23 protein-coding genes and 1 pseudogene are annotated in these 25,837 nt (G+C 32.6%); 8 read left to right on the top strand and 16 right to left on the bottom strand.

The features are described 5' to 3' along the window. Positions 1–3: 3 nt before the first annotated feature. Complete coding sequence (locus tag MT340_RS05970; RefSeq protein WP_243589168.1) at positions 4–1,302, bottom strand: DRTGG domain-containing protein; 1,299 nt, start codon at positions 1,300–1,302, stop codon at positions 4–6. 226 nt (positions 1,303–1,528) lie between these two features. Between MT340_RS05970 and MT340_RS05965 the strand changes: the two genes are divergently transcribed. Next, positions 1,529–1,942, top strand: coding sequence for a universal stress protein (locus MT340_RS05965; protein WP_243589167.1), 414 nt, complete (start codon positions 1,529–1,531; stop codon positions 1,940–1,942). Between the two features lie 123 nt (positions 1,943–2,065). Here the strand turns inward: MT340_RS05965 and MT340_RS05960 are convergent, their stop codons facing one another. Then, the gene (locus tag MT340_RS05960) at positions 2,066–2,755 is read right to left on the bottom strand and encodes a metal-dependent hydrolase (protein WP_243603669.1); all 690 of its coding nucleotides are present in this window, start codon (positions 2,753–2,755) and stop codon (positions 2,066–2,068) included. A 219-nt stretch (positions 2,756–2,974) separates the two neighbouring features. Between MT340_RS05960 and MT340_RS05955 the strand changes: the two genes are divergently transcribed. Next, positions 2,975–4,030, top strand: coding sequence for a M24 family metallopeptidase (locus MT340_RS05955; RefSeq protein ID WP_243603668.1), 1,056 nt, complete (start codon positions 2,975–2,977; stop codon positions 4,028–4,030). A gap of 62 nt (positions 4,031–4,092) precedes the next feature. Here MT340_RS05955 and ald read toward each other — a convergent pair whose 3' ends face one another. Next, complete coding sequence (gene ald, locus MT340_RS05950) at positions 4,093–5,214, bottom strand: alanine dehydrogenase (RefSeq protein WP_243589165.1); 1,122 nt, start codon at positions 5,212–5,214, stop codon at positions 4,093–4,095. Positions 5,215–5,357: 143 nt separating this feature from the next. Between ald and MT340_RS05945 the strand changes: the two genes are divergently transcribed. Then, a complete protein-coding gene (locus tag MT340_RS05945) occupies positions 5,358–5,855 on the top strand; it encodes a universal stress protein (RefSeq protein ID WP_242241194.1) in 498 nt (165 codons plus the stop codon). Between the two features lie 129 nt (positions 5,856–5,984). On the opposite strand, the gene MT340_RS05940 is transcribed toward MT340_RS05945, so the two are convergent. The 7 genes from MT340_RS05940 to ezrA all read right to left on the bottom strand — a co-directional run bounded on the left by MT340_RS05940 (position 5,985) and on the right by ezrA (position 14,387). Further along, complete coding sequence (locus MT340_RS05940; RefSeq protein WP_243589164.1) at positions 5,985–7,181, bottom strand: acetate kinase; 1,197 nt, start codon at positions 7,179–7,181, stop codon at positions 5,985–5,987. A gap of 82 nt (positions 7,182–7,263) precedes the next feature. After that, positions 7,264–8,211, bottom strand: coding sequence for a class I SAM-dependent methyltransferase (locus MT340_RS05935; protein ID WP_243603667.1), 948 nt, complete (start codon positions 8,209–8,211; stop codon positions 7,264–7,266). Between the two features lie 137 nt (positions 8,212–8,348). Further along, positions 8,349–8,843: a thiol peroxidase gene (gene tpx / locus MT340_RS05930; RefSeq protein WP_243589162.1), complete on the bottom strand. Its 495-nt coding sequence runs from the start codon at positions 8,841–8,843 to the stop codon at positions 8,349–8,351. 119 nt (positions 8,844–8,962) lie between these two features. Then, positions 8,963–9,739 (bottom strand): TSUP family transporter, encoded by a 777-nt coding sequence (locus tag MT340_RS05925; RefSeq protein WP_243589161.1) that lies wholly within the window; start codon positions 9,737–9,739, stop codon positions 8,963–8,965. A 39-nt stretch (positions 9,740–9,778) separates the two neighbouring features. After that, positions 9,779–11,002: a tRNA uracil 4-sulfurtransferase ThiI gene (gene thiI, locus MT340_RS05920; protein WP_243603666.1), complete on the bottom strand. Its 1,224-nt coding sequence runs from the start codon at positions 11,000–11,002 to the stop codon at positions 9,779–9,781. Then, positions 11,003–12,139, bottom strand: coding sequence for a cysteine desulfurase family protein (locus tag MT340_RS05915; RefSeq protein ID WP_243589159.1), 1,137 nt, complete (start codon positions 12,137–12,139; stop codon positions 11,003–11,005). A 553-nt stretch (positions 12,140–12,692) separates the two neighbouring features. Then, entirely contained in the window at positions 12,693–14,387 is a 1,695-nt protein-coding gene (gene ezrA, locus MT340_RS05910) for a septation ring formation regulator EzrA (RefSeq protein WP_243589158.1), read from the bottom strand. Positions 14,388–14,516: 129 nt separating this feature from the next. Here ezrA and MT340_RS05905 point away from each other — a divergent pair, with 129 nt between their 5' ends. Continuing rightward, on the top strand, positions 14,517–14,984 hold the full coding sequence (locus tag MT340_RS05905; RefSeq protein WP_243603665.1) for a GAF domain-containing protein: 468 nt from the start codon (positions 14,517–14,519) through the stop codon (positions 14,982–14,984). Between the two features lie 225 nt (positions 14,985–15,209). Beyond that, positions 15,210–15,812 (top strand): 30S ribosomal protein S4, encoded by a 603-nt coding sequence (gene rpsD, locus MT340_RS05900; RefSeq protein WP_011275505.1) that lies wholly within the window; start codon positions 15,210–15,212, stop codon positions 15,810–15,812. A 58-nt stretch (positions 15,813–15,870) separates the two neighbouring features. Here the strand turns inward: rpsD and MT340_RS05895 are convergent, their stop codons facing one another. After that, on the bottom strand, positions 15,871–16,617 hold the full coding sequence (locus tag MT340_RS05895; protein ID WP_243589157.1) for a glycerophosphodiester phosphodiesterase: 747 nt from the start codon (positions 16,615–16,617) through the stop codon (positions 15,871–15,873). A gap of 79 nt (positions 16,618–16,696) precedes the next feature. On the opposite strand from MT340_RS05895, the gene MT340_RS05890 reads away from it, so the two are divergent. From MT340_RS05890 to serA, 3 genes are all read left to right on the top strand, one after another. Next, a complete protein-coding gene (locus MT340_RS05890; protein ID WP_243589156.1) occupies positions 16,697–17,137 on the top strand; it encodes an OsmC family protein in 441 nt (146 codons plus the stop codon). Positions 17,138–17,247: 110 nt separating this feature from the next. Continuing rightward, positions 17,248–18,408: a pyridoxal-phosphate-dependent aminotransferase family protein gene (locus MT340_RS05885; RefSeq protein WP_243589155.1), complete on the top strand. Its 1,161-nt coding sequence runs from the start codon at positions 17,248–17,250 to the stop codon at positions 18,406–18,408. After that, a complete protein-coding gene (gene serA / locus MT340_RS05880) occupies positions 18,398–19,996 on the top strand; it encodes a phosphoglycerate dehydrogenase (protein ID WP_243603664.1) in 1,599 nt (532 codons plus the stop codon). The genes MT340_RS05885 and serA overlap by 11 nt, the downstream gene beginning before the upstream one ends. A 57-nt stretch (positions 19,997–20,053) precedes the next feature. On the opposite strand, the gene MT340_RS05875 is transcribed toward serA, so the two are convergent. The 5 genes and pseudogenes from MT340_RS05875 to MT340_RS05855 form a co-directional block, all read right to left on the bottom strand. Next, complete coding sequence (locus MT340_RS05875; RefSeq protein WP_243603663.1) at positions 20,054–21,178, bottom strand: HAD family hydrolase; 1,125 nt, start codon at positions 21,176–21,178, stop codon at positions 20,054–20,056. A gap of 210 nt (positions 21,179–21,388) precedes the next feature. Beyond that, on the bottom strand, positions 21,389–22,861 hold the full coding sequence (nagE, locus tag MT340_RS05870) for an N-acetylglucosamine-specific PTS transporter subunit IIBC (RefSeq protein ID WP_243589153.1): 1,473 nt from the start codon (positions 22,859–22,861) through the stop codon (positions 21,389–21,391). Between the two features lie 275 nt (positions 22,862–23,136). Further along, positions 23,137–23,262 (bottom strand): annotated as a pseudogene (locus MT340_RS05865) (LPXTG cell wall anchor domain-containing protein); the annotation flags it as partial. A 213-nt stretch (positions 23,263–23,475) separates the two neighbouring features. Then, entirely contained in the window at positions 23,476–24,480 is a 1,005-nt protein-coding gene (locus MT340_RS05860) for a phage lytic cycle repressor MrpR family protein (RefSeq protein ID WP_243603662.1), read from the bottom strand. A 13-nt stretch (positions 24,481–24,493) separates the two neighbouring features. Beyond that, on the bottom strand, positions 24,494–25,777 hold the full coding sequence (locus MT340_RS05855) for a ParB N-terminal domain-containing protein (RefSeq protein WP_243589150.1): 1,284 nt from the start codon (positions 25,775–25,777) through the stop codon (positions 24,494–24,496). Between the last annotated feature and the right edge of the window lie 60 nt (positions 25,778–25,837).

Genomic DNA, 25,837 nt, shown 5'->3' with positions numbered 1-25,837 from the left:
TGATTAAAAATCTTCGAACATTTGGACAATAATCATAGCATTGGCCACCCTCTCGTTACCACTCATCATAGCAACTTCTAATTTTGCAAAGTTTCGGCCGACATCTAACATGTTATATGAAACATTAATAAAGGTTTCAATAGGTACAGTTTTTATGTAAATAATATTTAAACTTTCTATCATTACGTCTACTTTTTTAAATTTACGTAGTTCATGTTTAATCGTTTCTTCAATAATGGCTACAAATACTGATTTACTTAATGTGCCATACTGATTAGTTAATAATGGAGAAATTTCAACAGTAATGTCATTTTGGGTGATTGTAATATGTTTAGCAATTTGGTCATTAATTGTTTCTCCAATTTGAGGTTGTCGACCAAGTAATTGCATCGCTTTTAGTACATCATCTCTTGTAATTACCCCAATTGCTTTTCTATTTTTAGTAGTTACTGGTAAAATTTCGATACCTTCCCAAATCATAAGATGCGCACAACTCGCTACAGTGGTTGTTAATTCAACATTAATAGGTCGTTTCGTCATCACTTTACTCACAGTGTCCCCAACTTGCATGTGAATAGTCTCTTTACTAGTAATTATACCCACTAGTTTCCAATTTTTATCCACTACTGGAAAGCGCGAGTGGCCTGTAACTTTCGCCCGTGCTTTATAATCTTCAAGACCCATTTCGTCAAAGACAACGGTCATATCATTAATAGGCTTAACAATATCATTTACGATTAATATTTCTTTTCGAATCATTTGATTATACATTGCTCTATTTATGATATTGGCCACTAAAAATGTATCATAATTTGAAGATAGAATTGGTAAATTGTGACTATTGGCATAATCGATTATTTTTTGAGAGGTTTTGAACCCTCCTGTAATGAGTACACCACTACCTTTTTTTAAAGCTTCTAATTGGACATCAGGACGGTTTCCTACAATAAGCAATGTTTGATGACTGATATATTTAACGACATCTTTAAGTTCCATTGCGCCTATCGCAAATTTGGACACACTTTTACTCAAACCATTTTTGCCACCGATAACTTCACCATCGATAATTTTAAGAATTTCATTAAACGTTAAATTTTCAATTTCTTCACGATTTTTCTTATCAATGCGTACGGTGCCTACCCTATCAATCGTAGTTACCAACCCTAATTGACCTGCATCTTTAATGGCTCTATAAGCAGTGCCTTCAGATACATTCATTACCTTCGCAATTTTTCGAACTGAAATTTTTTGTCCGATTTTTAACGATTCAATATACGCTATTATTTGTTCATGTTTAGTCATTCATATACCTCTCTAAAATAGACAGTGTCTTGTATATTATAACTTTTCCACCTAAAAAAATCGATTTTGAAAATACGCTTATTTCAATTTATAATTTACACATTTTCAGAATAAAAATAATAACCTCTTAATAATTTAACGATTGAAGTTATTTAATAATTATAAATATATTTATTGGAAAAATTAATTTATCCTATATATAATTATATTAAAGGAGGAATGTCCTATGTATAAACATATATTATTAGGTGTCGATACTCATTTAAAAAATGAGAAAGCGTTAAAAGAAGTATCAAAATTAGCAGGTGAAGATACGGTAGTTACGATTCTTAATGCAATTGGAGAACAAGATGCTCAAGCTTCTATCAAAGCAGGTACACATCTAGATGAATTAACTGATAAACGTAGCGAAGAACTTGAAAAAACACGCAATATTTTAGATGATTATGGCATTAAATATGATCAAATTATAGTTCGAGGCAATCCTAAAGATGAACTTGTAAAACATGCCAATAGCGGTAAATACGAAATCGTTGTATTAAGTAACCGTAAAGCAGAGCTTCAAAAGAAATTTGTACTTGGTAGTGTAAGCCATAAAGTAGCTAAACGTGCAACTATTCCAGTATTAATTGTTAAATGACTTTATTCACTATTAGAAAACTCCTATTATAGAGTGACTTAAAACATGTATTGTCCACTCATATAATAGGAGTTTTTCTGTTTATCGTAAACCAAGAATTCAACATTATTTTATCTATTTATATTAAAACTCTACAGATTCACCAGGTTTTAAAATTTGAACTTCCCCTTCTGTTACTGCATCTTTAAATTCTTGAGGGTTTTGTTCGATTAATGGAAAAGTATTGTAGTGAATTGGTACTGAAATTTTAGGTTTGATAAATTCATTAATTGCATAGCTAGCATCATCAATACCCATTGTAAAGTTATCACCAATTGGTACAAAACAAACATCTACAGGATGGCGTTCTGCAATTAATTTCATATCACTAAATAAACCTGTGTCTCCAGTGTGATAAATTGTTTTACCTTCAGTTTCAATAATCACACCCATTGGCATACCTAGATAAACTGGAATACCATCTTCGTGCGTGAAGCTTGAACTGTGGAATGCTTGAACATATTTAATCGTACCAAAATCAAACTTCGCTTTGCCTCCAATATTCATACCGTGAACATTCTCAACACCATGATATGTTGATAAATAACCTTGTAATTCTGCTGAACCAATAACAGTAGCATGGTTACGGTTAGCAAGCTCAACTACATCGCCAAAGTGATCAGCATGACCATGCGTTAAGATAATGTAATCCACATCTAATCTTTGTTCATCTAAATCACAATTGTCATTTCCAGATATAAACGGATCTACAATTACTTTTTTTCCATTTCCTTCGAAATAAATAGTAGATTGACCATGAAATGAAAGTTTCATATTGATAGCCTCCTAATAGCTTGTTTAATTGTAGTATACCCTAGCAAATAAATTTTATAACACTTTTTAACTAAAATGCCTGAGAAAACGTATCAACTCTTGTTTACATTTTCAGAAAAATATAAAAGAAGTCTCTTCTGAAATTATTCAATAATTTTGAATTAATTCTGTTTTAGACGTAAAATTAAAGTCAAAGTATTGAAGGAGGAGAATTGTTTTATGACTAAGATAGATGAAATTACTAAAGCGTTACATAACGAAAATGCTGATGCCGCATGGATTACAACTCCACTTAATGTCTTTTATTTTACAGGTTATAGAAGTGAACCTCACGAAAGATTATTAGCAGTGTTAATTACTGCCTCAGGCGAAAAGACACTTTATTGTCCTAAAATGGAAGTTGAAGAGGCTAAAGCGTCATCTTTTGACGGTAAAATCATTGGTTACTTAGATACAGAAAATCCATTTGATATAGAACCCCATTCGTTTAGCAAATTATTAATCGAAAGTGAACATTTAACTGTTAAACGTCAACGTGAACTTACTGAAAATTTCAATGTCACTGAATATGGTGACATTGATCAGACGATTAAAAATTTAAGAAATATTAAGAATAATGATGAAATTAATGACATTAAGAAAGCAGCTGAGTTAGCTGATAAATGCATTGAAATTGGCGTTAATTTCTTAGAAGTTGGCGTTTCAGAACGAGAAGTTGTTAATCATATTGAAAATGAAATTAAAAAGTTCGGTGTGAGTGAAATGAGTTTTGACACTATGGTTTTATTCGGTGATCATGCCGCTTCTCCTCATGGGACACCAGGTGATCGAACATTAAATGATAATGAATATGTTCTGTTCGATTTAGGTGTTATTTACAATCATTACTGTAGTGATATGACGCGTACTGTAAAATTTGGAACACCTTCAGACAAAGCTCAAGAAATTTATAATATTGTGTTGGAAGCCGAAACAGAAGCGATTCAATCAATTCAAGCGGGTGTGCCATTAAATGAAATTGACAAAGTTGCACGTGATATCATCTCAAATGCTGGTTATGGTGATTATTTCCCTCACCGCCTAGGTCATGGTTTAGGACTTGAGGAACATGAATATCAAGATGTTTCAAGTACAAACAATAACAAGTTAGAAGTAGGCATGGTCATTACTATTGAACCTGGCATTTATGTACCCGGCGTAGCGGGGGTTCGTATCGAAGATGATATATTAGTGACTGAAGATGGTTATGAAATTCTAACTCATTATGAAAAATAATTAAAAATCCAGTTGAGATAGGTAATTCCCTCTCAACTGGATTTTTATTTTAATATAATCGATTAGTCTTCTTTTAAAGCGTCTTCAATAGTAGTGTATTCTAAATTAAATGCTTCAGCTACACCTTTATGAGTGACATGACCTTTATAAGTATTTAGACCTAAAGATAATGCATGGTTAGCTTTAAATGCTTCACGGTAACCTTTATTTGCTAATAATTGAGCATAAGGTAATGTTGCATTATTTAAAGCGATTGTAGATGTACGTGGTACGGCACCTGGCATATTTGCAACAGCATAATGAACTACACCATGTTTAACGTAAGTAGGATCATCATGAGTAGTGATCTTATCAGTTGTTTCAAAGATACCACCTTGGTCGATAGCGATATCAACGATTACTGAACCGTCTTTCATTTCTTTAATCATATCTTCAGTTACTAAGCTTGGCGCTTTAGCACCAGGAATAAGAACGGCACCGATAACTAAATCACTTTGTTTAACCGCTTCTTCGATATTTAATGGATTAGACATAATCGTGTTTACACGACCATCAAATAAATCTTCTAATTCCGCTAAACGTTTAGGATTAACGTCTAAGATAGTAACATCTGCACCTAAACCTAAAGCGATTTTAGCAGCATTAGTACCAGCTTGACCGCCACCGATGATAGTTACTTTACCTTTTGGTACTCCAGGTACTCCGCCAAGTAAAATTCCCATTCCGCCGTTAATTTTTTGTAAGAATTCTGAACCTACTTGAGCAGACATACGTCCTGCTACTTCACTCATTGGTGTTAATAATGGTAATGAACGGTCAGGTAATTGAACCGTTTCGTATGCAATACCTACTACTTTATTATCAACTAACGCTTGAGTTAATTTTTCTTCATTAGCTAGATGTAAGTATGTGAATAAGATTAATCCTTCTCTGAAGTATTTATACTCTTCTTCTAAAGGTTCTTTAACTTTGATAACCATTTCTACATCCCAAGCTGAAGATTGATCAGATACGATTTCTGCACCTGCTTTTTCGTAATCTACATCTTCAAAGTATGAACCTAAACCTGCATCTTTTTCCACAAGAACTGTATGTCCTTGTTCAACTAATGCATGTACACCACTTGGTGATAAACCAACTCTGTTTTCGTTGTTTTTTATTTCTTTTGGAATACCAATTTTCATTCCATCCACCTCCAACACTATCGTAACGCTAAACCAATGAAAGCGCAATCAGAAAATGTACACATTATTGTTAAAATATAAATATTAAATATTCTGAAAGTTGTGGTAAACTATAAGTAAGAAAAGCTAAGGGGGTTATTAAGATGTTAACTTATAAAAACATTTTAATCGCAGTTGATGGTTCACACGAAGCAGAGTGGGCTTTCAACAAAGCTGTAGACGTAGCTAAACGTAACGACGCCAAATTAACTATTGTAAACATTATTGATTCAAGAACATATTCTTCATATGAAGTTTATGATGCACAATTCACTGAGAAATCTCGTGGTTTCTCTGAAGAGTTATTAAAAGGTTATCAAGAAGTAGCAACACGTGCTGGAGTAGCTAATGTAGAAACACGCTTAGAATTTGGTTCACCTAAAGCTATTATCCCTAAAAAATTAGCAAGCGAACTTAAGGTAGATTTAATTATGTGTGGTACTTCAGGTTTAAATGCAGTAGAACGATTTATTGTCGGTTCTGTATCTGAAGCTATCGTACGTCACTCACCTTGTGATGTATTAGTAGTACGTACTGAAGAAATCCCAGAAGACTTCCATCCAGAAGTGGCTACACCAGAATTTAGACAACAATATTCATAATTTCAAAATAATTATTTAATTTTTAAAAGGGCACCTTGTTTCCATAGGTGCCCTTTTCTATTTCAATAACGTCATAAAAAATGCCATGATCACATCTTTAAAAGACATAATCATGGCCAATATTATATATTATAATTCACCGAATTTTACAGTGTCTCTTGCAATCATAACTTCTTCGTTAGTTGGAATTACAATTACTTTTACTGGTGAATGTGGGTAGTTAATGAAAGCTTCTTCGCCACGAATAGCTTCATTTTTCTTAGGATCCCAATAAACACCCATGAATTCTAAACCTTCTAATACTTTAGCACGTACTGTTGATGAATTTTCACCTACACCAGCAGTGAAGACAATAACGTCTACGCCATGCATTCTAGTAGCATAAGAACCAATGTATTTGTGGATTCTTGAAGCGAAAACGTCTAGTGCTAATTGAGCACGTTCTTTACCTTCTTCAGCATCACTTTCAAGGTCACGTAAGTCACTTGAAGTACCTGAGATACCAAGTAAACCAGATTCTTTATTTAATACATTTAATACTTCTTCAGCAGTTTGATCTGTTTTTTGCATAATGAATGGAATTAACGCTGGGTCAATGTTACCAGAACGTGTACCCATTGTTACACCTGCTAATGGAGTGAATCCCATTGAAGTATCGATAGACTCTCCACCATCAACAGCTGCGATAGATGCACCGTTACCAATATGACAAGAAATAATACGTAATTCTTCAATTGGTTTATCTAAAATTGCAGCCGCACGTTGTGATACATACTTATGACTTGTACCGTGGAAGCCATATTTACGAATACCATAATCTTCGTAATATTGGTAAGGTAAGCTGTATAAGTATGATTGCTCAGGCATAGTTTGATGGAATGAAGTATCAAACACAGCTACGTGAGGAATGTTTGGTAATAATTTTCTGAATGCACGAATACCCATTAAGTTAGCAGGGTTGTGTAATGGTGCTAATTCACTTAGTGATTCAATTTGTTGTTCCACTTCGTCAGTTACTAAAGCTGATTCAGGGAATAATTCACCACCGTGTACAACGCGGTGACCAGTACCAACAATATCATTAATATCTTCGATGATACCATGTTTTTTGAAGCTATCTAACATGATGTTAATTGCTTCTTCGTGATCTTTAATATCGCGAACTTCTTTAACTTTTTCACCGTTAACTTCAACAGTAAAAATTGAATCTTTAATACCAATACGTTCGATTAATCCTTTAGTAACTAATTCTTCTTCAGGCATTCTAATAAGTTGGAATTTCAAAGAAGAACTACCAGCATTAATCGCTAAAACTAATTTAGACATAAATTATTGTCCTCCAATTTATTAATTAAATATCCATATTTATTTAACCATTAATACAGTTATAATTCAAGAATATGACAGTTTATTTTTTATGATGATTTTCATCCATCCATTGATTTAACTCACTAATAAATCCTTGAAATTGATTTGGATTTTTGAAGTCTGGAATATTAGCAAGTAAGACTTCTACTGGCTTAGTTTCATTTACTTTTTTCTTTTGTAAAATTAAAATAGATTTACGCGCTTTCTCATTTTTAAATAAAGTCTTAGGTAAATTAAGAAACGCTTGCATTTCTGTTTCTGTAGCAATGAAATTTTCTAACTGTTTTACATTCTCATCTTCAAAAATATTGCTAGGTACGACTAAAAAGGCATATCCAGTAGCTTTTAAAGCTGTAATAGCTTGCTCAATTAATAAGTGATGAGAATAACTATGACCTTCTTTAAAGCCTAATTTCATTTCTTTGCTACGTTCATCCACTGGATAATACCCAATTGGGAAATCTCCAATAACGACATCTGCTTCTTCTAAAGGTAACGGCATAATCGCATCTTGAGGATAGACATCAAATGGTATTTCTAAGAAGTTTGCTAGATGTACACTTACTCTAGATAAGACGGGATCCACTTCAATTAAGTGATGCATGACTGTCGTCTCTTTTAACACTTCATTAACTGAAGCACTTAAATGTCCTGCCCCACTTGCAATGTCAACAATATGTAGTTCATCACTGTCTTTTGTAAACTTTTGAACTAAGAATCCTAATATCAATCCTATTGAATCAGGAGTAATTTGATGATTCGCTTGAATTGTTTCTTCTTGTAAAAGACTTAAATAAGCAAATTGAAATGCTTTACGTCTATCTTGTAACGTTGCTTGTTCGAGTAACTCTCTTTTATTTTGATAAACATCTTCCATAGCTAAACCTAAATTTTCAATAAAACTTTGGCCATTTTCTTCATTTAAAGTTTTAGCTTTCTCATCTAAAGTACGGAATAATGTTTCCATAATAGTTTGTTCTTCAGTCATATAAACTTCCTTTCCAACAAAAAAGCGTCCATAAATTTTATTTCTTTAAAATGTAACATCTCTTTCTACATTCTTGTTTTTGAAATAAATATGGACACTTGAATTTATGTCTTTTTAAACATTTATTTATGCAATCATTAAATATTACGATAAGCCTCTAAAGCCGCTTCAAAGTTAGGATAATCCGTACCCTCACTTACTAATTCTTTATAAACTACTTTGTTCTCTTTGTCTAAAACGAAAACTGAACGTGCTAAGAGACGTAACTCTTCCATTACTACACCGTAATTCTCACCGAAAGATAAGTCTTTATGGTCGCTTAAAGTAATAACATTGTCTAAACCATTAGACGCACACCATCTTTTTTGAGCAAATGGTAAGTCAGCTGAAATAGTTAAAACGACACCATCTTCTTGAGAAGCTTCCTCGTTAAATTTACGTGTTTGTTGATCACATACACCCGTATCAATTGAAGGTACTACGCTGATTAATTTCTTTTGCCCTTCAAAATGACTTAAATCTACTTCATTTAAATCATTATCTAATACTTTAAAATCTGGAGCTTGTTGTCCTTCTGAAACCTCTGTTCCTAATAAATGAATAGGATTATTTTTAAAAGTAATTTGTGCCATGTTGTTATGACCTCCAAGATTGATTTTAAATTCTATCTATAATAAATAATACGACAGTAGTAAATCTTAAATCAATTAATTGATACTATTACATGCTTAGACTCAATAAATTGAAAGTACTATTTCCCTAGTAATTGCATAATATAATCGTATGTGTTTTTCAAAATTAATAGTGCAGTGACTATAATAAATAATAATTTCACATAGCCGACACCTTTACTTATAGCTAATTGAGCGCCCAAATATGAACCAAAAATCATACTTACACCCATTATTAACCCATACACGAAATCAACTTGTCCTAAAATAATGAAAAGGATTAACGCTCCTATATTTGAAGCGAAGTTGAGTACTTTCGCATTGCCAGCAGCGCTTAAAAAATCAAATCCAAACATTAATAAAACAAATAACATAAAGGAGCCTGTTCCTCCACCTAAAAAACCATCGTAAAATCCTATTAATAATAATAAGCCAACAAAAATAATAGCTTTACCAAAGGTCAATTTAGAAAAGGTGCGCACATCTCCCCAATCTTTTTTAAATATCGTGTAAATTAAAACAAGTGTTAATATAACGATAACAAGTGGCTTTAGAACTTCGGCTGGTAAAAACGTCGCTAGACTTGCACCACCCGCTGAAAACACAAATATAAATGGAAAAAGTTTTAGTACAATTGATAAATCTACTTTTCCTGAACGAATAAATTTAATCGCACTGGTTAACGAGCCAAATGAACTCGCTAATTTATTGGTGCCTAATGCAAGTGCTGGTGGCATCCCTACAGCGAGTAATGCGGGAATAGAGATTAACCCACCCCCTCCTACCACTGCATCAATAAAAGCGGCTACAAAGCCAAAAACTATAATGATAATAATCATATCCAAACTGATATCCATTAATCCATCCCCAAAAATTTGTTTTTATTTAAACTAATTTTAGAATAATTCATCTATTAATGCATCAGCATCTTTATCTTTTTCACTCTTATAATCCTTACTAATTGTAATTGTTTCAACATTATCTGCAGCACGTTGAACCATTTCATCAAAATTATATACGCTTTCGTATTTAATGACTTTATCGAAATCTGGCTCTGTGACAGGATTTTTAGGTGTAAATATTGTACAACAATCTTCATATGGTTGAATTGACACATCAAATGTTCCAATTTCACGTGCTTTTTTGACAATATCTTCTTTATCAAGCGAAACAAGTGGACGTAAAATTGGCGTAGATGTCACGTTATTGATAGCATACATACTTTTTAACGTTTGACTGGCAACTTGTCCTAAGTTTTCTCCGTTAACAATCGCATGTCCGCCGATACGTTCTAATACAATATCAGCGACTCTAAGCATCATGCGTCGTGTTGAAGTTATCGTATATCTCGGATGGACAACTTTATTAATTTGTTTTTGAAGTTCAGTAAACGGAACAATATGCAGTTTAATTGGACCTACACGTTCAGATAATATACGCGTTAATTCAATTACTTTATCTTTTGCTTTTTCACTAGTAAATGGAGGGCTATGAAAATGAATCGCTTCAATTCTAACACCACGTTTCATAATTTCCATTCCAGCTACAGGTGAATCAATGCCTCCTGAAAGCATTAGCAATGTTTTTCCTCCAGTTCCTACTGGTAAACCTCCTGCACCTTCATATACTTCTGTGTAAATATAGACGCCATCCATACGTACTTCTACTCTTACGTTATGAGTTGGTTGCTTAACATCCACAGTAAGATCTTCAGTTGCATTTAATATTGTGCCACCTAATTCTCTTTGTAATTCATACGTATCAAGTGGGAATGATTTATCGACACGTTTAACATCTATTTTAAATGTATCTCCACTATTAAACTCTTGTGCAAGTTCTACACATAAGTTTTTAATATCTTCCAATTCTTGAGTTGTTTTATGAACTGGACTTACAGATTTAATCCCAAAAATTTTAGTGACACGAGAGATGACTTCTTGAGCATCAGCTTCATCTGTTAGTGTGATATACATTCTATCTCTTTTACCATATACATGTGTACCATCAAGTGACTGTAATGAACGATTCACATTATCTTTTAAAGCGTTGACGAATTTTTTTCGATTGCTTCCTTTTAATGTTATTTCGCCATACCTTACTAATAAATGATCGAATTTCATTTATTTAAGCAACTCCTTTACTTCAGTATATATTGTTTCAAATCTTTCTTTAAATTGATTAATATCTTCTTTCGTAGTAGTATCCCCCAGTGATAATCGTATACTACCCTCTATTTTATCCTCACGAATATTCATTCCTAATAATACTTCATTTAACTTACCACGTTTTGATGAACAAGCACTTGTCGTTGAGACCATGATATCGAGTTTTGAAAATGCATTTACGAGGACTTCACCTTTCACACCAGGAAAAGCAATATTCAAAATTTGAGGGGCTCCATCTTCTGGAGAATTAACATAAATACCTTTATAGTCTTTAAAAAACGAGCGTAACTCTTTATTAAATGACTTTAACTTATTGTAGCGTTCATCTAAATTACTTACAGCTAAATCAATTGCTTTCACTAATGACACATCCATAGCAAGATTGACTGTACCACTTCGGATACCATATTCTTGTCCTCCACCATGAACGATAGGCTCAAGTTTCGCTTTATTGTCTATTAATAATAAACCTTGTCCTTTCAGACCATTAAATTTATGTCCACTAAAACTTACACTATTCACACCTGTTAAGGTCATTGGCACTTTGCCTAAAGCTTGAACAGCATCTACATGTAAGTGCGCCTTAGGATACTGTTTTAATACTTCTACTATTTGAGCAATAGGTTGAATTTGTCCCATAATATTATTCACATACATACATGTTACTAGTCCTACTTTATCATTCATTAAAGAAGATAGATGTTCTACATCTATTTGACCATTTTCGTTAATATTTACATATTTCAAAACAAAACCCTGTGTTTCAAGATAGCGCATCACTTCTAATACAGAAGGATGTTCTAAAACAGAAGTAATAATTTCATTCGCAAATTGTTTTTTACGTAATGCTACACCTTTTAAGGCAATATTGTTAGATTCTGTTGCCCCACTTGTAAATATGACATCAAATGGTTGTTTGCCGAATAAAAGTTGATTAATACGTTCTTTCGCTTGATTTAAAACTTTTTCAGCTTGTAAGCCCATTTTATGCGGGCTATTTGGATTATAATAAACAGATTCATTCACTTTAACAAACGAATCTAACACTTCTTTATGAGGTTTAGTAGTTGCGGCATTATCCAAATAAATCATTTGCAACACTCACTTTCAAATCAAATAAACTATCTAACACAGAGGTCGAGACAAAAGCGTTTAGGATTTGAGCAGAACTGAACAATGAGCAAAATTGTTTCTCAATTTTTGTCGAATTGTAAAGGCCTCTGCCGAAAATCCTGCTTTTGGAACGCCGTTAATCGGTGCCCAGAGCACAAATACTTTTGTCTCAATCCCCTTTTATAATTCTTAAAAATAGACACTAAAGCATTATACTATTTTTTAACAAAATTTAAAGGCATGTATTCTATAATTTTTAGGATACATGCCTAAGTCTGTAGACAAACCCTTTCACTCATCGTCACCTCATACGTGCCTTAAAGCACCACTTCTTCTTTAGAAGTTAGTGGTACTTACACATGAGCTTTAGCTCAGGTGTTCCTTTTCACAAGAAAAATGACCGTCGTTACGCATTTCATCTCCTCGATTGACGAGGGTTTTCTATCAGTCTTAATCTTTAAATTTATTTTGCCTATAAATTTAGGCATATATCCTAATTTTAAGGATATATGCCTATTTTATGTTCTAAAGTCTATTCTTTTGTAATTTCGTCTTCAATGTATTTTGTGATGCCAGGTTCGACACTTTCAAGTGCCTGTTCTGAAATTTCAATTGAACGTTTATATCGATTATTTTTAAACAAACGTTCTGCTTCATTTAAACTTTTATCTACATTGTTATAATCTTTACGGTAGCGATTACCATATTGAATTAAACGTTCAGCATAAACTGCATTAACTAGAACATCATTTGCTTCGTCTTCAAATGTATTCATTTGAATCACAATTTTTGATACTCTATCTTTTAAATGCTTCACATGAATTGGACGTTCGCTAAATTGATCATTTACATCTCTAACTTCATGGTCAATTTCATTTTTCATAATAACAAAGCGTTCCGGAACACTTGTTAAATTAGAAGCAAGCAATCTACGATATACTTCTTCTTTTTTAGATTGGATTCTTAAAAGATTGTCTTCCGCATCTGCTTCATCTTCTCTCATTTGAATAAGATGATTTTGTAATTTTTCTTGTTTTTCGTTAATGACTTTTACATGGTCATCTAGATATTCTAGATTATCTTTAACTTCACTATATCTTACTGCAGACTTAGACATTTCTTTAAGAATATCATCATATACAGCCACTAAATTTTGAATTTCATTCTCATGTTGGCGAATACTATGAACATCACTTTCATTAATGAAGTAGTTCTCACGAATATAATCAATTTCAGTTCTTAGTGTATAGTTCATTTCTCTTGCTTTGAATAATTCATTAGTAATGTCTTCTTTTGTTTCTTCTACTTCATTTTTAGCTTTTACTTCATGTTCGATTAAATCATACATTTCATCAAGCTTATCATTGATTTGTTGAAGTTTATTATTCGCTTCATCCAATTCCAAACGACTAATCATTGGTTCAACGAAATTCAACTCTGTTTTTAAGCTTTGTAATGTCCCATCAATTTTCACATGATCTAAGTCATAGCCATTCGCTTTTAAATCTCTACAACCATATTTTAAATCTTGGAATTGACCTGGCAATTCTTTTTGCGCTTCTCGAATTAATTCTGGAATCTCAGCCATATATTCTTTTGTTTCATTCATTGACTCGCTTAATCCCATAATATGATTATGCGCTTGAACGTAATTACCTTCACTTTTAAGCATGTCATACTGCTCTAGTTCAGGCTCAAATGATTCAATTTGTTTTTCAAGGGGTGCTGCCGCTTCCCCAAATTGATGTCTATTTGCTAATACATCACGTTTCATTTCACGATAATCCGTTTTACATTTGTTATAAACTTCTTCGTTTTCCTTATGTAAAGTTATGATTTCGTTTACGTCTTTTACTTGAGCTTGATAACTCGCTTCGTATCTATCCATCAATTCATGCGCATCATCAATATCCATTTGCGCACCTGAAAATTGAAATTTATCAAGTTGAATTTCAGCATCATGAATCTTATCTTCAACTGGTGCTAGATAATTATTTGTGTGATCTAGGGTGTCTTGTTTTAATGCATCATATTTAGTTCTAGTTTCACCTTTTAAGTTTAATTCAGAAAGCTTATCTAAGTTTTCTTCAAAAGGTAGTTGTTGGACTTTTAATTTACGTTCTTCTGCTTCTTCTAGAATTTTTCTCTTGCTAGATCGCATGTAGAACATAACGCCAACAGCAATCAATATGATAATTAGTATTGCTAATATAATGATTACAGCCATCTCATTCTCCTCCTATATTATCATCATTATAACGTAACTTTACCGTTCATTAAAATAGAATTAAATGAATTGATAGAATATTTTTTTCACTTTATACTTATTTGTAAAATAATTGAATGAGGTACAGTTATGACAGTTATCAAAGAAACAAATTACACTTTGCTAAAAAAACAACTTACTAGTCTAATTGAAGATGAAACAAATTTAATCGCCATCTTAAGTAATACGTCTGCTTTACTCAATGATACATTAGACCAGGTGAACTGGGTTGGGTTTTATTTAATAGAAAATAACGAACTCATCTTAGGTCCCTTCCAAGGCCATCCAGCTTGTGTGCATATCGCTATAGGTAAAGGCGTTTGTGGCACAGCGGTATCAGAAGACAAAACACAATTAGTAACAGATGTGCATGCCTTTCCTGGCCATATTGCTTGTGATGCAAATAGTAAATCTGAAATTGTTGTTCCTATCCATAAAAATAAAAAAATCATTGGTGTGTTAGATATTGATGCGCCTATAAAAAATCGTTTTTCAAAGGAAGATCAGCAAGGCTTAGAAACGATCGTAGCAATTTTAGAAAATCAGTTATCAAAATAGTGATAAATGTATTGACACTTTAAAAAATACTGGTACAATGGGTTTTGTGTGAATTAACGAAAATAGCAGTTGTATATTATTGAGCGCTATGTTGTTCCCGAAGTGGACGTGTCATGTAACTGGAGCTATAAGGTGAAGACACATAAAACAACATATCTTGATGAGCATGCAACACTCTTTTTTGTTTATTCATAACAACAAAAAAGAAAAAGGAGGAGTCTTATTATGGCTCGATTCAGAGGTTCAAACTGGAAAAAATCTCGTCGTTTAGGTATCTCTTTAAGTGGTACAGGTAAAGAATTAGAAAAACGTCCTTACGCACCAGGACAACATGGTCCAAACCAACGTAAAAAATTATCAGAGTATGGTTTACAATTACGTGAAAAACAAAAATTACGTTACTTATATGGAATGACTGAAAGACAATTCCGTAACACATTTGACATTGCTGGTAAACAACACGGTGTTCATGGTGAAAACTTCATGATCTTATTAGCTAGCCGTTTAGATGCAGTTGTATACTCATTAGGTTTAGCTCGTACTCGCCGTCAAGCTCGTCAATTAGTTGGTCACGGTCACGTTGAAGTTGATGGTCGTCGCGTTGACATCCCATCATACTCATTAAAACCTGGTCAAGTTATCACTGTACGTGAAAAATCACAAAACTTAGACATCATCAAAGAATCAGTTGAAATCAACAATTTCGTACCTGAATACTTAGACTTCGATGCAGACAGCTTAAAAGGTACTTTCGTACGCTTCCCTGAACGTAGCGAATTACCTGCTGAGATTAACGAACAATTAATCGTTGAGTACTACTCAAGATAAGTTGCGTAGTATTAAAACCACCCTTTCCTTTGGGATTGGGTGGTTTTTTATAACTTCATTATAATTTGAATAGTTCATCTGGAATATCAGAAATAATTCCGTCTACCCCTAAGTTGATAATTTTTTTTACATCTTTAGACTTGTTCACCGTATATGGTATGACTTTCAAATCATTCTCGTGAGCATGGGCCATAAATTTTTTGTTTACTAATTTATAATTAGGATTCACAAACTTCGCATATTTAGCAATTTCTTTAAAGTCAGGTAATTTGTACCAATATTTCTTTTTGCTAATCAATACCCCTAATTGATAATCACTCTGTAATGTAGAGAGATGTTTGACGCTATCAACATCAAAGGATTGAAGAATCGCTTTATGTGATGGAACTTGATGCGCTTTTAGTCGTTGTACGACTGCTTCCTCAATACCAGGATATTGACTAGGCACCTTTAACTCTATTAATAATGTTTTAGAATAATGATTAAATACTTCCAACACTTCATCAAACGTAGATATTTTTGTATTTAAAAAAGCTTTGCTATGCTTTACGCCAAAGTCAAAGTTTCTTAGTTCTTCAAGTGTGTAATCCATCACTTTCCCTTTTCCATTAGATGTACGATCAATCGTATCATCATGAATTACCACTAATTCTTTATCTTTAGTGAAATGCACATCTATTTCTAACATATCAATATGATGCATTAATGCCGCTTTAAATCCTTCAATAGTATTTTCAGGATAACGATGAGATAATCCACGATGCGCTACAATTTGAAACGCTTGATTGGGTTTAGATATTTTCATAAAAAGACACCTTTCTTTCATCTTGCACCACTTTCAACTAAACTTAAGTTAACACACAATTTACGGAGGTCAAACTGATATGGTGAAACATGATTTCGAAGTTCAAACTAAGTGGCGAGGTGGTCGCGAAAAGGTAGGTACAGTGAATGGTGATGTGATTTCTGAACATATTTCGATTCCAGCTCCTTTAGGTGGTAATGGTACTGGCACAAATCCAGATGAATTATTAGTGTCTGCCGCTTCTTCTTGCTATATTATCTCCCTAGCTGCAACGCTTGAAAGAGCTAAATTTACAAATATAAAGTTAACGATTAAGACCATTGGTACAGCTCTTTTTGAAAATGGAAAATTCAAAATGGATAAGATTACGCACTATCCTTCTATTACAGTTTCGAGTGATGAGAAATCAACATTAGAAAAACGTTTACCTAAACTATTAACGATTGCTGATAACAACTGTATGATTTCAAATTCTATACGCAATAATGTAACTATCGATATTAAACCTACTATTGAATAGTCTTAAGCAATCTCACTATAAATCTTTGTGGGATTGCTAAACCCTCTTTTAAATTGTCAGAATATTTGATAAAATAATTAAATCTTATCCATGTGGGAGGAAATTTAACTATGTATTATTATGAACCTTTATTACTTACACCCGGACCAACTCCAGTCCCTCCAGAAATTAATCATGCTATGAATTTACCAATGGTAGGTCATCGTTCTCCAGATTTTGAGGCTATTGCGAAAGAAGCTTTCAATAATTTGAAACCTATCTTTGGTACGCAAAATGAAGTTATGATATTAACTTCAAGCGGGACAAGTGTGCTCGAAGCTAGTATGTTAAATATCGTCAATCCAGACGATCACTTTGTAGTCATCGTTTCAGGTGCATTTGGTAATCGCTTTAAACAAATTGCAGAAACATACTATAAAAATGTACATATTTATGACGTCGAATGGGGTAAAGCAGTCAATGTCGATGAATTCGTTCAATTCCTTTCTTCAATTGACCACAAAATTACTGCTATCTTTACTCAATACTGCGAAACTTCAACTGCCGTACTACATCCAGTCGGAGAATTAGGCAAAGCTATCAAAGCGTTTGATAATGACATTTATTATGTAGTGGATGGCGTAAGCTGTATTGGTGCAGTTGATGTAAATCTTGAGAGAGATCACATTGACGTACTCGTATCAGGCAGTCAAAAAGCCTTAATGTTACCTCCTGGTCTGGCATTCGTCGCTTATAATCATCGTGCTCAACAACGATTTAGTGACGTAACTACCCCACGCTTCTATTTAAATTTAAATAAATACTTTGATTCACTTCAACAACATTCAACACCTTTCACTCCAAATGTAGGTCTATTCAGAGCGATTAATGCCTATGCAACTTTAGTAAATAAAGAAGGATTTAATAATACGATTGCACGACATAACACCATTAAAAATGCATTAAGAGCTGCATTGAAAAAACTTGATTTAGACTTATTAGTTGATGACGCTTACGCTTCTCCTACTGTAACAGCTTTCGTACCTAAAGACGAAGCGGAAGTTAAACATATTAAATCTACATTGAAATCTCAATTTAATATCACTATCGCTGGAGGACAAGGAAAATTAAAAGGTAAAATATTGCGTATTGGTCATATGGGTAAAGTTTCTCCATTTGACATTTTATCTGTGGTTACTGCATTAGAACTTATTCTCACAGATTATCGGAAAGTAAATTATATTGGTCAAGCAACTACTAAATATACGGAGGTCATCCAACATGGCGCATAAAATTTTAGTTTCAGACCCTATTTCTGAAGAAGGTTTACATAGTTTACTCTCTCACCCTGATTTTGAAGTAGATATTAAAACTGATTTAACACCTGAACAATTAGTTGACGTTATTCCACATTATGAAGGTTTAATCGTGCGTAGCCAAACACAAGTGACTGTTGACGTCATTAATCAAGCACAACAATTAAAAGTGATTGCTCGTGCAGGTGTTGGTGTAGATAACATCGATATTGAAGCGGCTACTTTGAAAGGGATTTTAGTCGTTAACGCACCAGATGGAAATACAATTTCTGCTACTGAACATTCAGTGGCTATGATTTTAGCAATGGCGCGTAATATCCCTCAAGCTCATGCTTCTTTGAAAAGTAAAGAATGGAATCGTAAAGCTTTTAAAGGTGTAGAACTATATCAAAAAACATTAGGTGTCATTGGAGCAGGACGTATAGGCTTAGGCGTGGCTAAAAGACTTCAAAGCTTTGGCATGAAAATTCTAGCATTTGACCCCTACTTAACTGAAGAAAAAGCACAACATTTAGATATTCAACTAGCTACAGTAGATGAAATTGCTGCAAATGCAGACTTTGTAACTGTTCACACGCCTTTAACACCTAAAACACGTGGCATTATTAATGCTGACTTCTTTGCTAAAGCAAAACCTTCACTACAAATTATTAATGTAGCTAGAGGTGGCATTATTAATGAACAAGATTTACTTAACGCATTAGATAACAATCAAATTGCACATGCAGCTTTAGACGTATTCGAACATGAACCTCCTACTTCTTCACCTTTATTGGACCATGACAAAGTCATTGTCACACCACATTTAGGCGCTTCAACAGTTGAAGCTCAAGAAAAAGTGGCTATTTCAGTAGCTAATGAAATGATTGATATTCTAGAAAATGGAAATGTCACAAATGCAGTTAACGCACCGAGATTAAATTTAAATAATATCGATGAAGTGACACAACAATGGATTGAAGTCGGAGAATTATCTGGCGAATTAGCTATTCAATTATTAGAAGAAGTCCCTAGAGAAATTAAAATTACTTTTAACGGAGAAGTAAGTGAAAAAGATACAGATTTAATTATCCGTTCTATAGTCACACGCATTTTACAACAAGATTTAGGAGAACGCGTAAATCTAATCAATGCAATGGCATTACTGAAAGAACAAGGTGTGACGCATCACATTGAAAACCGTGCCTCTCAAGGAACGTTTAGTAATTACATTCAAATTCACTTAATCGGCGGACAAGAAGAAGTCAAGATCGGAGCAACAGTGGTTTCAGGATTTGGCCCACGTATTGTACGTATTAATGATTACTCGGTTGACTTTAAGCCTAACGCTTATCAATTCATTTCATACCATGCAGATAAACCTGGTATGGTTGGATTAACAGGACAATTATTAGGCAAACATGATATCAACATCGCTTCTATGTCATTAGGACGTCATAGCGAAGGTGGCCAAGCGATGATGGTTCTTTCAGTTGACCAACCTGTAACACAGGAAGTTATTAATGAATTATATCAATCTGGTGGTTTTGAAAAAATTTACGGCACGACTTTATCAGTAAAATAAAACAACTATATTATAAAAGCTCGTAGATGAACAGTGATTTCATCTACGAGCCTCTTTTTATAATAAAATGTCACGAATTTTTCCTACGTGATTAACGATATGGTCTGCATGGTATTGTTCTAATTCTTCACGAGCTTCTTGCCCTTTCAAACCTGTTAATGTCCCAATAAAAGTAGCGCCTATTTTTTTCGCACATAATAAATCTGCTAATGAATCTCCTGCAATATATACATCTTCTTTGTTAACAATGTTTTCTTGCTCAGTGACATACGTTTTATAATCCGATTTTTTGTTACCGTTGAGGGTTGCAATATAACAAAATGGGTTTGGTTTTCCTAAAGGAATATACTGTGGAAATTCACTTTCTGCTTCAAGAACATCGCTTGCAGTTACAATGTTGTTTTTATCGAAATATTCTAGAAGGCCAAGCGATTCAAACGGCACTATAGTTTCTGTTTTTGGTCGCCCTGTGGCAATTGCTAATTGATAACCCGCTTCTTGTAAATCATGTAATAAGGTTTTGACTTCCTCCACTGGTCTCAAAATGATTTCATCATATATGAAACCTTTTTTTCGAAAATTAATAGGTGCTTTATTTTCAACTTCTTTAAATAACTTCCCACCTAAATACCAATTTTGGTAAACTTCTCTAGATAATTGCCATAAAGGACCTTTTAGTTTAAATACACTGGCATCATCTGTATTAAGTTGCAATTTAGCAAACTGTTCTAAAGCTGCATATATACTAGCTTTGCCACTTTCAATATCTTTAATAAATGATAAAGGCGCCTCATAATCAATCTCTACCTCATTGTTAATAAAAGTTTGTAAATATTGTAAGTCATCTTGAGACATAGATTTTAATTGTAAAAATGGATTTACAACTTGTGTATCTAACGTTTTTAAAATTTGTATAAAATGAATACTAAATACGACAAATAACATATCCCAATTAGAATTTAGGCCTAATGATTTTAATTGTCTTAAAATGTGGTCGTATTGAAATACTCTATTTCTCACTTCTTCAGTCTGGTCATCATTTATATTTTCAAAAATAATAGCTTTATCTAAACCAAGAAAAGTCTCACTCTTAAGCATTTCTTCTACAGTTAGCGCTGAAACATCAAAACAGCGTTCCTCGCTTAAAAATACCCCATCCACATCAAATAATATTGACTTCATTTCACCGCTCCCCTTTTATTTCAAATATTCTGATACTTTTAATCATAACTAACCTATTATTAAAGTCAATATGCTAACAAAGAAACCAGCATGATATATAAATTGATTACATATCACACTGGTTATCTGAACAACATATATTTATCAATAGGCTTTTATCTTATCAGACTACTAAGACATATATTGTCTTTTTAATTATTTCTTGAAAAATTAATGCATTTGTTTTTCAATTTCATCAGCTACTTGTTGAACATGTGTGCCAATAATGACTTGTGTAGAGTGTTTACCATTTTTCGTTACCCCTACAGCTCCTGCATTTCTAATTTTTTGTTCATCAATAATAGAATTGTCTTTTAATTCCATTCGTAAACGTGTTGCACAATTTGTTAATGTATTGATGTTTTCACTACCGCCTAAGCCTTCTAGAATTTGACTTGCAGTTTTATGGTATCTGCCTTTTCCAGAAGCAATAGCTTGATCTGTAGAATCATCGGTAGTGTCATCAGTTGGATCTGCTAATAAGTTTGTACCTCTACCTATAGTGTTAAGATTGAACACTTGAATGATTACACGGAAAATCACATAGTACAGAATAAAGAATACAATGCCTTGAACAAAAATCATGAGTGGATGATTTGCTACAGGATTGATAAGTGATAGTGCGTAATCAATTAAACCAGCACTAAATGAGAATCCAGCTGTCCAATGGAAGAATGAAGCGATAAATAATGATAGTCCTGTTAAGAATGCATGGATTACAAATAATACTGGTGCTACAAACATGAATGCAAATTCAATAGGTTCAGTTACACCTACTATGAATGCTGAGATAGCACTGGCTAAAAACCAACCATAAACTTGTTTCTTTTGGCTAGATTGAGCTGTATGATACATCGCTAAAGCTGCTGCAGGCATTCCAAACATCATAATTGGGAAAAATCCAGCTTGATAACGGCCAGTGATCCCTTTAATTGCGCCCTGACCAGTTTGGAATTTACCGATGTCATTAATACCCGCTGTATCGAACCAGAATACTGCGTTTAATGCGTGATGTAGGCCTGTCGGAATAAGTAAACGGTTGAAGAAGCCATATAAAAATGCTCCGAATGGACCAAATCCTACGAGCCATTCACCAAATTGTACTATTGCAGAATAAATATAAGGCCATGTAAACATTAGAATAACGATTAAGAATGTACAGAAGAAAACTGTCATAATTGGTACTAAACGTTTACCACTGAAAAATGATAATGCTAATGGTAATTCAACATCACTAAATTTGTTATAACAATATGCAGCAATCAATCCAATAATAATTCCTATAAAAACGTTTGAGTTATCCATTTTTTCAAACCCTTGATTTACTGCGCTTATTTTAATATTAAACAGTGGTGCTATATGCTTTGGTGATAATACTTCTACTACCAATGCATATCCTAAAGCTGCAGCCAATGCTACTGCGCCATCATTTTTCTTAGCCATACCGATTGCTACACCGATAGCAAAAATGAGACCTAGCTGAAGTAGTATAGCTGTCCCTACAGTTGAAAAGAATAATGCTATAGTTGGCAATACATGTAATGCTTTAAGCAGGTTACCTATCCCAGTGATTATTGCTCCGGCAGGCAACACAGCGACTGGTAACATTAACGATCGCCCTAAATTTTGAAAAAACTTAAACATCTATGTTATTTCCTCCCAAAATATTAACTATTTAATTAAATAGCATTTTTATTTATGTATGATATACACCTATAATAATTTATCATATTTGGAAGCGTTTTTGTCGTGATATTTTCAATCAAAATCATCAAATTCATGGACTTAAATGAATTGATTATGATGAATAATACGAAGTTGGATAAAAGGCTGATTTAAGGGCATCTATTGAGTTGAGATTAAATAAAAAACTCTTGAACCCAAATTAGATTCAAGAGCTTTAAAAGCTATAATGAAGTTTATTTATTATTAGAGAAGCGTTTGAATGTTAATAATGAACCTGCAGCTAGTAAAACAGAGGCAATAATTGTTACTAAACCAGAGTTAGATAGTTCCCCTGTTTCTGGTAAAGCTTTAGTAGTATTTTTTACTTGCTGTTGGGATTGTATAAATTTGTTACTTTTATAAGCTTTTTTATTGTGATTTATCTTGTCGAGCCAAGTTATTATCTGCTGTTAAATTTGATAAAGCCTGTTATTGATTAATAGTAATATTTTCTTGTGAAATATAATATTCTTTTCAATTAACTTCAATTTCATAAAATCATATATTAATATTATTAAACCTATTATAAACCTTTATAAATTGTTAAAAGTAACGTTATAATTTAAAGCTAAGGCTTCTTTATGTTTCTTAGCAAGAGTTTTATATGTATATGAAGCTGAAATTGAGTGTACAGAAATTTGATATCTATCCACTATGTATTCCATATCATAAATACTTACTTGCTTATTTTGATCAGCCATTTGACTTAAGAAGTAAATCATACCTGAATTAGTAATAGTTAATACTGATAAGATTTCTCCCTCAGTGACCGTTTTTAATAAAGCCATTCTACGATAGATATACTGCTTGTCGATTTGTGGATCCTCATATTTGGTGGTAACAACATTTCTAAAGATATATTTACCGTCTAAAAACTCCCTAGTGCTAAATCTTTGAGCTCCTTTTCCATTCTTTGAATAATAAACTTCTTGCGAATAAGCTTTTTCAAGTGCGTTTAAAAGGCGTTTTGAAATATCTAATTTTCGTATTTCTTCAGTTTTATCATTATTAATATTTTTTAATTCCAATTCATACATGTCATTCGTCTTAGGATGATTTCTTGCTTCTCTAATATCTTGGATAGTTAAATTACTAATTTCACTATATTCATTGCCGCCTAAACCTTCAAATAAAGCTAAATATAAAGCATAATCACATTCATTAACAATACTTTTTAAAGCTATATCAAAATTCTCTTTAGAGACATATTTTAATTTATGTTTAGCTAAATATTTGTCTAATTGACTATACATAAACGTCTTGTATAAGTTGACATTACTAGCTTTTCTACCAGTCTTAATCGCATAGTCAACATATCTTCTAGCTTGATTAAGATAAGTTACTAAAGTGTTTTTTTGAGGCGTATTGATGCTATATAAAAATATTTGGATTTCATTATCAGTAAAGTTATATAAATCTTTATTAAGTTGTTCCTCTAGTTGTTTAGTTCTACTGAAAAGTGATCGGAAATTTGCTTTATTCTCCTCACTGATCGTCGATAAAAATTCATCTTTATAAAATTGGTTATAATAGTCCATACTTTTTCTCCTGTTACTCCACTAACTCACTCAATTCTAAAACTTTAGAATAAGCTTCTTCTTTAACGAGCTTCTCTTTTCTATTTTGGATTTTGAAATTAACATCATTATTTTTAATATATTTTTCTATTTTATCTAATTGAACTAAAAAGTTGTCCACGTTATTATAATAACCAACTTTAAATAGTTTGATAAAACCATAAACATAAAATTGAGATTTAAATGTTGGTGCATAACTTTTTATTTCATTAATTTTCAATAAGATTTTACTCAATTGCTCAGATAAAATTACCTCATCTTTTCTATTATTTAGAGTATATAACTCATCAATAATATTCGTAAGATTATTAAAAGTAATCAATGATTTATCATTTTTCAATCGTGTACCAGTATATATTAAATAGTTAAATTCATAGTCTGAGTTTTTTATAGCTTTAACGACTTTAGAAGCTCTACTTTCTATTTGCATTTCACTTATTCTATTTTTAGACCAAGCAGTAGCTTTAGAGTGTTGAGCTTGCCATTTAATAGCCTCTGAAGTAGTAAAGTTACTGAATACAACGTTTAATTCGAACTCAATGGTAGGATTTTCTCTTAATGCTCTTTGAATTGATAATAAACGGTGGAAACCATCTAACACATCAATCCTAGTACCTTCTGTTACGATCAATGTATAAGTTGAACTATCATAAATTAGTTCATCACCTTCTGTACTAGTTGTAGGAGCAGCATTAAGATAAATAGTACTTTCTTTTAAACTATCATTTAATAAATGAATTACCATTTCTTTAACATTTTTTTCATTGATATTCGGTGTTTTTATAACTTCATTTGTTCTTATTTCCAGTTTAGCTTCCCTTTGAATATCAAAATTATAATTAATAATTCCACTATTCATGAATGCTCCAAGTTCTTTCACCGTCATTTTAGTACTATAAACATCGTTTACAGGTAATGCTGGGGTAAATTCATACGGCAGACTAATTTCATTTGCTTTATTATAAGCAAGAAAATCGTATTGTTTAGCTTCATTCTGTTCACCAACTGAAATAAAGTTTTCAAGTATTTCTTCTCTGCCCATTGCCTTAAATGATTCAATAATATATAAGACAATCAGTCTAATATCTGTAGTTTCAAAAAAATTTTCATCTAACTTTCTTATTGTAAAAGAATACGATAATCCTTTGGGGATGTTATAATTAATTTCCATATTATTAGCAATTTTATTAATAACTGTATCATTTGCTAGATTTTTCAACTCAGAAACTACATTAATTAATATATTTTGTTTTTCCATAATTTTACATCCTTAATTAAATGTTTAATTTTAACACCGATCATTTTAAAAATAATTTTT

Origin of the sequence: Staphylococcus sp. NRL 16/872, from assembly GCF_022815905.2 — a bacterium.
Classification (GTDB): Bacteria; Bacillota; Bacilli; order Staphylococcales; family Staphylococcaceae; genus Staphylococcus.
Note: the sequence above shows the minus strand (reverse complement) of the source record. Positions and strands in the feature narration are given on the sequence as shown.

Coding starts and splice junctions, on each gene's coding strand:
- MT340_RS05890 (WP_243589156.1), top strand. CDS start 16,697: ATGGTGAAACATGATTTCGAAGTTCAAACTAAGTGGCGAGGTGGTCGC.
- nagE (WP_243589153.1), bottom strand. CDS start 22,861: ATGTTTAAGTTTTTTCAAAATTTAGGGCGATCGTTAATGTTACCAGTC.
- MT340_RS05925 (WP_243589161.1), bottom strand. CDS start 9,739: ATGGATATCAGTTTGGATATGATTATTATCATTATAGTTTTTGGCTTT.
- ezrA (WP_243589158.1), bottom strand. CDS start 14,387: ATGGCTGTAATCATTATATTAGCAATACTAATTATCATATTGATTGCT.
- MT340_RS05860 (WP_243603662.1), bottom strand. CDS start 24,480: ATGGACTATTATAACCAATTTTATAAAGATGAATTTTTATCGACGATC.
- MT340_RS05935 (WP_243603667.1), bottom strand. CDS start 8,211: ATGACTGAAGAACAAACTATTATGGAAACATTATTCCGTACTTTAGAT.
- MT340_RS05895 (WP_243589157.1), bottom strand. CDS start 16,617: ATGAAAATATCTAAACCCAATCAAGCGTTTCAAATTGTAGCGCATCGT.
- thiI (WP_243603666.1), bottom strand. CDS start 11,002: ATGAAATTCGATCATTTATTAGTAAGGTATGGCGAAATAACATTAAAA.
- MT340_RS05940 (WP_243589164.1), bottom strand. CDS start 7,181: ATGTCTAAATTAGTTTTAGCGATTAATGCTGGTAGTTCTTCTTTGAAA.
- MT340_RS05945 (WP_242241194.1), top strand. CDS start 5,358: ATGTTAACTTATAAAAACATTTTAATCGCAGTTGATGGTTCACACGAA.
- tpx (WP_243589162.1), bottom strand. CDS start 8,843: ATGGCACAAATTACTTTTAAAAATAATCCTATTCATTTATTAGGAACA.
- MT340_RS05915 (WP_243589159.1), bottom strand. CDS start 12,139: ATGATTTATTTGGATAATGCCGCAACTACTAAACCTCATAAAGAAGTG.
- rpsD (WP_011275505.1), top strand. CDS start 15,210: ATGGCTCGATTCAGAGGTTCAAACTGGAAAAAATCTCGTCGTTTAGGT.
- MT340_RS05965 (WP_243589167.1), top strand. CDS start 1,529: ATGTATAAACATATATTATTAGGTGTCGATACTCATTTAAAAAATGAG.
- MT340_RS05955 (WP_243603668.1), top strand. CDS start 2,975: ATGACTAAGATAGATGAAATTACTAAAGCGTTACATAACGAAAATGCT.
- MT340_RS05905 (WP_243603665.1), top strand. CDS start 14,517: ATGACAGTTATCAAAGAAACAAATTACACTTTGCTAAAAAAACAACTT.
- MT340_RS05855 (WP_243589150.1), bottom strand. CDS start 25,777: ATGGAAAAACAAAATATATTAATTAATGTAGTTTCTGAGTTGAAAAAT.
- MT340_RS05960 (WP_243603669.1), bottom strand. CDS start 2,755: ATGAAACTTTCATTTCATGGTCAATCTACTATTTATTTCGAAGGAAAT.
- MT340_RS05885 (WP_243589155.1), top strand. CDS start 17,248: ATGTATTATTATGAACCTTTATTACTTACACCCGGACCAACTCCAGTC.
- serA (WP_243603664.1), top strand. CDS start 18,398: ATGGCGCATAAAATTTTAGTTTCAGACCCTATTTCTGAAGAAGGTTTA.
- MT340_RS05970 (WP_243589168.1), bottom strand. CDS start 1,302: ATGACTAAACATGAACAAATAATAGCGTATATTGAATCGTTAAAAATC.
- ald (WP_243589165.1), bottom strand. CDS start 5,214: ATGAAAATTGGTATTCCAAAAGAAATAAAAAACAACGAAAACAGAGTT.
- MT340_RS05875 (WP_243603663.1), bottom strand. CDS start 21,178: ATGAAGTCAATATTATTTGATGTGGATGGGGTATTTTTAAGCGAGGAA.